The 8,378-nt window shown below is 44.3% G+C and carries 10 protein-coding genes; all 10 read right to left on the reverse strand.

What is annotated here, in order from left to right:
* Entirely contained in the window at positions 1–453 is a 453-nt protein-coding gene (locus RTX25_RS13120; RefSeq protein ID WP_312654364.1) for an arginine repressor, read from the reverse strand.
* Positions 443–1,291, reverse strand: a complete 849-nt coding sequence (locus tag RTX25_RS13125; RefSeq protein ID WP_312654365.1) for an NAD(+)/NADH kinase — start codon at positions 1,289–1,291, stop codon at positions 443–445. Before RTX25_RS13125 ends, RTX25_RS13120 begins: the two co-directional genes overlap by 11 nt.
* A gap of 23 nt (positions 1,292–1,314) precedes the next feature.
* Positions 1,315–2,118: a TlyA family RNA methyltransferase gene (locus RTX25_RS13130; RefSeq protein WP_312654366.1), complete on the reverse strand. Its 804-nt coding sequence runs from the start codon at positions 2,116–2,118 to the stop codon at positions 1,315–1,317.
* On the reverse strand, positions 2,119–3,987 hold the full coding sequence (gene dxs / locus RTX25_RS13135) for a 1-deoxy-D-xylulose-5-phosphate synthase (RefSeq protein ID WP_312654367.1): 1,869 nt from the start codon (positions 3,985–3,987) through the stop codon (positions 2,119–2,121).
* 11 nt (positions 3,988–3,998) lie between these two features.
* Positions 3,999–4,859: a farnesyl diphosphate synthase gene (locus RTX25_RS13140; RefSeq protein WP_312654368.1), complete on the reverse strand. Its 861-nt coding sequence runs from the start codon at positions 4,857–4,859 to the stop codon at positions 3,999–4,001.
* Complete coding sequence (locus tag RTX25_RS13145; protein ID WP_312654369.1) at positions 4,860–5,066, reverse strand: exodeoxyribonuclease VII small subunit; 207 nt, start codon at positions 5,064–5,066, stop codon at positions 4,860–4,862.
* Positions 5,041–6,258, reverse strand: a complete 1,218-nt coding sequence (gene xseA / locus RTX25_RS13150; protein WP_312654370.1) for an exodeoxyribonuclease VII large subunit — start codon at positions 6,256–6,258, stop codon at positions 5,041–5,043. Before xseA ends, RTX25_RS13145 begins: the two co-directional genes overlap by 26 nt.
* Positions 6,259–6,278: 20 nt before the next feature.
* The gene (locus RTX25_RS13155) at positions 6,279–7,127 is read right to left on the reverse strand and encodes a bifunctional 5,10-methylenetetrahydrofolate dehydrogenase/5,10-methenyltetrahydrofolate cyclohydrolase (RefSeq protein ID WP_312654371.1); all 849 of its coding nucleotides are present in this window, start codon (positions 7,125–7,127) and stop codon (positions 6,279–6,281) included.
* A 37-nt stretch (positions 7,128–7,164) separates the two neighbouring features.
* Positions 7,165–7,701, reverse strand: coding sequence for a transcription antitermination factor NusB (gene nusB, locus RTX25_RS13160; protein ID WP_312654374.1), 537 nt, complete (start codon positions 7,699–7,701; stop codon positions 7,165–7,167).
* A gap of 72 nt (positions 7,702–7,773) precedes the next feature.
* Complete coding sequence (locus RTX25_RS13165; RefSeq protein ID WP_312654372.1) at positions 7,774–8,160, reverse strand: Asp23/Gls24 family envelope stress response protein; 387 nt, start codon at positions 8,158–8,160, stop codon at positions 7,774–7,776.
* Positions 8,161–8,378 lie beyond the last annotated feature (218 nt).

Here is an 8,378-nt window from a genome sequence, read left to right on the forward strand (position 1 = left end):
TTACTTACCCACCAGCTCAGAAATCTTTTTCACGATTTCTACTGCCATATCGTCCGAGCGCACCATCATAAATATGGTATTGTCTCCAGCTATTGTTCCTGCGATTTCCGCAAGATCCAGCTGGTCTATGGCTTCTGCCGCCGTTCCCGCCGCTGCTGTTATGGTTCTTACAACCACCATCTTGTCGATGTTTTCCACCGAAATTATGGTATGGGAGAGGAGCGTCACCAGCTTTCCGATGGCATCCTTTGATTCTTCTTTATTCGCCACATACTTGTATCTACCGGTTGAGCTGAGCACTTTGATGAGCTGCAGGTTCTTGATGTCTCTTGATACGGTAGCCTGCGTTACATTGAAGCCCTCTTTCCTCAGTTCCTGGGCCAATTCCTCCTGGGTTTCGATTTCTCGTCTGGATATGATTTCCAGCATTTTACTGCGTCTGTCAATTTTCAATTTTTTCACCCCTTTGAATATTCATTGCCTTGTATATCAGTTTCTGTCTGAGTACATTGAAATAATCATAATCATCCAGTCTCAGAATCTTGCAGGAATGCTCCGCCTTCTTCGTGGTGATTATCGCATCTTCTGTTATTCTGAGATTGATCTGACCGTCCATGGAGAGAAAAAACTCTTCATTGCTTCTCCCGACTTTGATCGTTATCTTCTGACTGCTGGCAAGGATCAGATTCCTGACGCCAAAGGTATGGGGGCATATGGCTGTGACGCCTATGGCTTCAACAGTAGGATACATAATGGATCCTCCAGCGGACAGGTTGTAGGCGGTAGAGCCTGTAGGGGTTGTGATGATCATCCCATCCCCACGGTAGCTGTTTGAAAAATCATCATCCACATACAGTTCGAAATAGATGATATTGCCTAGAGCGCCTTTATGTACCACAACATCATTGAGCGCATAGAAGGTCTTCGTACCGTCCGGGCAGTCCACTGTAGTTCTCAGCATCATGCGGTCTTCTATGGTGTATCGGCCTTCTTCGATTTTTAAAAGACTCTCATGAAGTCCGTGTATATCCGTACCGGTCATAAAACCCAGATTACCGATGTTTACGCCAAGTACGGGTACATTTAGACCATAGGTGAGCCTTGCGGCAGACAGCAGTGTGCCGTCGCCTCCCAGAACGATGAGAAGCTCCAGTTCCTCTTCCGGCAGCTCGTCTTTCACCAGAAAGATTTCTGCACGTGGCAGAGTATTTTTCAGACAGTTCAGGGTCTCTTCAAGATAAATCCCTTCGGGGTCTTTTTCTTTATTGCTGTAGATTCCAATCTTTTTCACAAAGCTTCCCCCAATCTATAATGTCAGATACTGTGTGCACGATCAATGAGCTCATCGATAACGGACTCGTAATCGAACAGTATCTCTTTGTCTTTCCTGCCGAAATATATCAGAAATTCGATGTTTCCTTCTGGTCCCTTTATGGGCGAATAATCCAGACCATAGATGAACAGATTCTCTGCTGTGACAAAATCCGTTATGGTTTTCAGCACTTCCTTATGGGTCGATTTCTTTCTCACTACCCCTTTTTTCTCCACTTTTTCTCTTCCTGCTTCAAACTGTGGTTTGATGAGTGCAACCATTTCCCCATCCTCTTTCATCAGACGGATTGCAGCAGGTATGATTTTTGTGATGGAAATAAAGGAAACGTCCGTTGCTGCAAAGTCTATGGGATCCTGAATCTCTTCTTTCGTTGCATACCTGAAATTCATCCGTTCAAGACAGACGACTCTTGGATCTGTTCTCAGTTTCCATGCAAACTGTCCATACCCCACATCCACCGCATAGACTTTCTGTGCTCCGCTCTGCAGCATCACATCTGTAAAGCCTCCTGTGGAGGCTCCGATATCCAGGCAGATCTTTTCCTTAAGATCAATCTTAAACGATCGGACCGCTTTATCCAGCTTAAATCCGCCTCGTGAAACAAAGGGCATTTTTTCGCCACGGTCTTCAATGTTGGCCGATCTGCTTACTTTAGTCCCCGGTTTATCGGACTTCTGGTCGTCAACATATATTTTTCCGGCCATGATCTGTGCTCTTGCCTTTTCTCTGGTTTCGTAATAGCCCAGTTCCACAAGGAGCACATCAAGCCTTTCTTTATCACTCATCTATTTCTCTCCTGTAAAATCTATGATTTTTTGCATCATCGCATCATAGCCCAGGCCATATTCCTCATATAGCCGCTCCACTGCACCTTGAACAACGAACTGATCATTATAGCCAAGTCTCAGAAGATTCCCGATCATGAAATGACCCATCGCGCTTTCCATGACCATGGAACCGAATCCTCCGTGAAGCATGTTGTCTTCCATCGTAACGATCTTATAGCCCTTATCAAGGTGGGACCTGATCAGATGGTCATCCACAGGTTTGATGAAGCATCCGTTCACGACGCCATAATCATATCCCTTTTCCTTCAACATTTCCGAAAGATGAACTGCTCTTGAAACCATCTTTCCTGTAGCATAGAGATACCCGTCGCTTCCTTCTTTCATCACTTCGAATTTTCCTGGAACGAACTCCTTCAGCGGTACAGGATGATATGACGGATCATCTCCTCCTCTAGGATATCTTATGGCTAGAGGACCTCGGAATTTCTCGGAAAAATAGAGCATATATCTCAGCTCTTCCAGTGATTTGGGTGCCATGATGGTGAGATTGGGTATAGGCGTCAGAAAGGACAGATCAAGGATTCCCTGATGAGTCTCCCCGTCATCGCCTACAAGCCCTGCACGATCAATGCAGAGGGTCACATCTAGGTTCTGAATACAGACATCATGGATGACCTGATCGAAAGCTCTTTGAAGGAAAGTGGAATACAGTGCCACATACGGCTTAAGTCCACCTACAGCAAGCCCTGCGGCAAGAGTGACTGCATGCTGCTCAGCAATACCCACATCAAACAGCCTTTTACTGAAGAGCTCCTTGAAACTGGTGAGCCCTGTGCCGTCAGGCATAGCCGCAACAACAGCAACAATATCTCTGTTCTCCTTGGCCATTTCTGTCAGTGTATTGCCGAAGACCGCGGAGTAACTGAGACCGCCCGGAGATATCGTTTTTCCGTTTTCCATGTTGAAAGGCGGTGTTCCATGGAATTTATCGGGTCTCTGTTCGCTGTTCTTGTAGCCTTTTCCTTTTTTGGTGATGACATGAACAAGCTTCGGTCCTTTCATCTCTTTTGCAACTTTGAGGATTTTGGAAACCTCTTTGATATTATGTCCATCCACCGGTCCGAGATAGGTCAGTCCCATGTTCTCAAACAGCATGTCGGGAAGAAGCATGGATTTTATCCCTTCCTTCACACGGTCCATGGATTTGTTGATGCTTTTTCCAAGAGGCATTCTGTCTACCAGATCCTGGACTTCCTTCTTCGCTTTTTCGTAGTTCTTGTCCCCCCTCAGCTGACTGAGATAGGTACTGATTCCACCCACATTTCGCGAAATGCTCATCTGATTGTCATTCAGGATAACGATGAGATCGGTCTTCTTGTCGCCTACGTCATTCAGCGCCTCAAGAGCCATTCCTCCGGTCAGTGCACCATCACCGATGACGGCCACGACCTGATGGTCTTCTCCCTTAAGATCTCTTGCTCTTGCAATTCCAAGAGCGGCACTGATTGATGTGGAAGAATGACCTGTATCGAAAATATCGTATCGGCTTTCTTCTCTTTTGGGAAAACCGCTTATTCCTCCGAACTGCCTCAGTGTTTCGAAGCCTTTTTTTCTGCCGGTAAGAATTTTATGGACATAACTCTGATGCCCCACATCATATATGATCTTATCCTTTTCCAGATCAAATACATTGAACATGCTTACAGTGAGTTCAACGACACCCAGATTAGGAGCAAGATGACCGCCGGTCTTGGAAACTGATTCCACAAGGAAGCTTCGAATTTCATCTGAAAGCGCATACAGTTCTTCCAGGGTAAATTTCTTAATATCTTCTGGCTTATGATAGCCGTCATCCAGTATACCCATTCTTTTTCCTCCTAATAGGTTCGTATCATCAGCTGTTCTGTCACATCTGAAAGCTCTTTTGTATCTCTGTCTATGGATTTCAGAATTTCAAGGCATTCGGATGTGACTTCCCGTGCCATCTCTCTGCTTTTCTCGATACCGAATAATTCCACATATGTGCTTTTTCCGGATTTTTCGTCTTTTCCCGTGCTCTTCCCCAGAATCTCTTTTGTGGAAGTTCTGTCCAGAATGTCATCCTGAATCTGAAAAGCCAGTCCCAGCTTGATGCCGAAAGTATGAATCTTTTCGATTTCTTCATCGGTAGCCCCATAGAGAACTGCCGGTCCTGTAAGAGATGCTGCAATCAGCTCTCCTGTTTTTCTATTGTGACAGGAAATGAGTCCGGAAAGGTCCGCCTTCTTCTTTTCATTTTCAAGATCGTAGACCTGTCCAAGAATCATACCTTCTCTGCCAGAAGCTTCTGAAATCCTCAGAGCTGCCCTGGCACCTTCAGTACTTTTCACTGCATAATTTGAGAGAAGCAGTGAAAATGCTTCGTTGAGGAGCGCATCTCCTGCCAGGATGGCATTTGCTTCACCGTATACGATGTGATTTGTCGGTTTGCCTCTTCTTAACTCATCGTTATCCATGGCAGGTAGATCGTCATGAATCAGAGAATAGGTATGAATCATCTCCATGGCAAGAGCCATGGGCAGGATTTCCGCCTCATCTCCGCCGAAGATCTTTGAAGACATAAGTACCAGTGCAGGTCTCAGTCTTTTTCCACCCAGGTTCATGCTGTAGGCCATAGCTTCTGTCAGTGTATTATCCGGAAGCTTTCTAAAATAATTCAGTATGGTTTCATCCATTAAAGTCTTGTATCTTTTTAACATTTAAAACTCCGTTTCATCCTGGTCATGCATAATTTTAACTTTTTCTTCCGCTTTGTTGAGAATCTCCAGAAGGTCCTTTGTGATTTTGACCCCTTCCTCATACTTATCCATGGATTCTTCTACAGACAGATCGCCTTTTTCAAGATTCTCGATGATTTCATCCAGATTCTCCATCATTTCTTTATAGGTCACTTTCTTCTTTGCCATGATTATGCACCTCCAATGTTCTTTCTCCATCTTTCAGCCTGATTCTGATTCTATCCAGGTGATCCAGAGTTTCTGCCTCTTTAACGAGTACCCCTTCGCCGTCATAGACCAGAGCATATCCCTTATCAAGAATATTCAGGGGATTGTGCGCTTTCAGAAGGCTGTATCCTGATGCGAGCCTTTCTTTTTCTCTAGATAGTTTCTGTATAATTATACCATCTAATTGATTTCTTTTCCGGTCGATTTCAAGATATCCGTTGGCTATTATGATCTTGGGATTGTTTTTTGAAAGAGCCTGCATCAGGGATTCCACCCTGGCTTTTTCAAAACGCAGTCTCATCTGATAGCTGCCCTTAAGCCGTGCCTGATATTCATGATATTCTCTCACCATTTCAGAAAGTGATGGGATCACGACTTCTGCTGCCTGGGAAGGTGTCGCGCACCTGTAATCCGCTACGAAATCGGCTATGGTGAAATCAACCTCATGACCGATTCCCGTGACCACAGGAATCTTCGATTTTCTGATGGCATAGGCCAGATCAAGATCATTGAAACAGGAGAGATCCTCATAGGATCCACCACCTCTTGCAAGGATGATCACATCATATTTCTTATGGAGATTGACCTTCTGTATGGCTGCTGTAAGTGACAGGCGGGCCTCGTCTCCCTGAACAAGTGTAGGAAATACAGTCAGGGAGACAGTGCCGTTTCTTCTTCTGGAAACGTTGATGATATCCTGCACAGCCGCTCCTGTTGAAGATGTGATGACCGCAACCTTTTCAGGGTATCTCGGAATCTCCTTTTTGATTTCATCACGAAAAAGCCCCTCATTATGGAGCTTTTCTTTGTTTCTCTCAAATTCCAGATAGATTTCTCCAAGCCCCACTTCTTCCATCATGGAAGCATAGAGCTGATAGCTTCCCTCTTTCGGGTAGACGCTGACTCTACCCTTAATTACAACTTTCATGCCATCCTTGGGTCTGATTTCAAGCTTGGATGCTTCCGTCCGAAACATGACACAGTTCACTTTAGCACTTTCATCTTTCAGTGAAAAATAGAAGTGACCGGATGAGTGGGCTTTAAAATTGGAAATCTCGCCCATGACGGTCAGATTGTTCAAAATGAAGTCATGGTCAAAGTTTCTTTTGATATAGACATTGAGGTCTGTAACGCTCATGGTTTTCAGTTTCATTAATGACCTCCGTTCACCTGTTACGCTTCGCTTTTATCATAGAGATCAACAAGAGTCCTCATCAGAATGGTCGTTGTCAGTGTCCCTACTCCACCAGGCACCTTTGTCGCAAGTCTCGCTTTCTTCATCACGCTTAGAAGGTCGCAGTCGCCGACTATCTTTCCGTCCTTTTCTGACGTACCTACATCAATGACGACAGCACCTTTTCCGACATACTCTTCAGTGATCATCATGGGGCGTCCCATGGCTGATATCAGGACTTCTCCGCCTGCTGCCACATTCTTGAGCTCTTTTGTTCTTGAGTGACAGACAGTTACCGTCATATTTTCCCGAAGTAGAAGCTGTATCAGTGGCTTACCCACGATATTGCTTCTCCCGATGATGACTGCATTTATGCCTTCCAGCATGCCCAACGTATTTTTCAGTATCTCCACAACACTTGATGGAGTACATGGAGCGATTCCACCTGTTGACGATGCCAGTAGTCCGATGTTGATGGGATTTACACCATCTACATCTTTTGATGGACTGATTTTCATGGCGATACGATCTTCGCTGATATGCTTCGGCAGTGGAAAAAGCACCATGATTCCATGGACTTCATCATCTTCATTAAGCTCACCTATGGTGGAGAGCAGTTCTTCCTCACTGACATCCTGAGACAGAGTGATTTTCAGCATTGTCCCGCCAAGAGATTCCAGAACCTTCTTCTGCATATCTATATAATATACAGACCCGGGATCTTCACCTACGATTACTGAGGCTAGCGTCGGCGTTGCTTTGCCCTCTGCCCGATATCCTTCAATTCTGTTTCTGATCTTTTCTTTTTCTACCTTTGCAATGGCTGATACATTGATAATTTCTGACATTGTTATCCTCCCTGTTCTGGTATTCAAATGGCTTGTCTTATTCTTCAGTTCCTCTTTCTTCCGTTTCAGGCTCTTCCTTCATTTCAGATTCGATCACTCCGGTTTCCGGCACTGCATCAGCTTCAGACTCAGCGTTCACGGTAAGAGGCGCAGCTGACAGGTCATGGTCCGTGTGTGAAATCTTGTCCAGAACTCCGTTGACGAAGGATCCTGATGATTCATCCGAATATTTTTTAGCCATTTCTACAGCTTCATAAATGGATACATTATCAGGTATATTATCCACATAAAGAATTTCATATGTTGCGAGCCTAAGAATACTGAGGTTGATTTTGGACACTCTGGAAAGCTTCCAGTTGACCAGATATTTTTCGATAAGCTTGTCAATGTTCTCTTTATGGCTCATAACACCGCTTAAAACATCTTCAAGATACTTAAGATCGGTATCCTCTCTTAAATCATCCTGATTGTCTTCAAAGTAATCGTCCATCAGTTCTTCTGCTGTTTTTTCATTCATGGTGCTCTGATACAGAAGCTCCATCGCTATTTCTCTTGTTCTTTTTCTCATAATCATAAAGGGCAACACTGCCCACTCCTTATTATTAGTTTCACTACAAAAAACCCTCTGGCATCAGAGGGTGAGGTATTATTTTTCCTTTGTCTCTTTTTCCTTGTCCTTGACGTAGATATTGTTGACATAGACGTTTACAGCAGACACCTTAAGTCCTGTAATGGTCTCAACAGTCTCCTTAACATTGATCTGAGCTTTATGGACCACATCCGGTATTTTGAATCCGTATTCTATGCTCACAACCATATCAATGATTGCATCATGTTCTCCCACAGTAACCTTGACACCTTTGGTAACATTTCTTTTACCGGTAACCACCTGTGTGATTCCACCTGTCAGTGTAGGATGCAGGCCCTGGATACCTTCAATTTCGCTTGCAGCAATCCCTGCAATGACCCCGACTACATCTTCCGATATTTTGACCACACCGTGACCTTGGGTTTTATTCATATTTTCACTCATTCCTTATCCTCCTCGATACTGTAGGTCTATTTGGATTAATTATATCAAATTGAACTTTTATAAGCAATTGAATCACCAAATTACGACGCCAGCCTTATGCATAATTACACATCGTCCTATGAATCCGGATTGAGTAATGCAAAAAGGTCCCGTCAGGGACCTTTCAGACTGTAGACAAAGCGACCATTTCCATACGGAAATCGGTCGCTTTTTGCATT

This window comes from Proteiniclasticum sp. (assembly GCF_032054185.1).
Taxonomy (GTDB): Bacteria; Bacillota; Clostridia; order Clostridiales; family Clostridiaceae; genus Proteiniclasticum.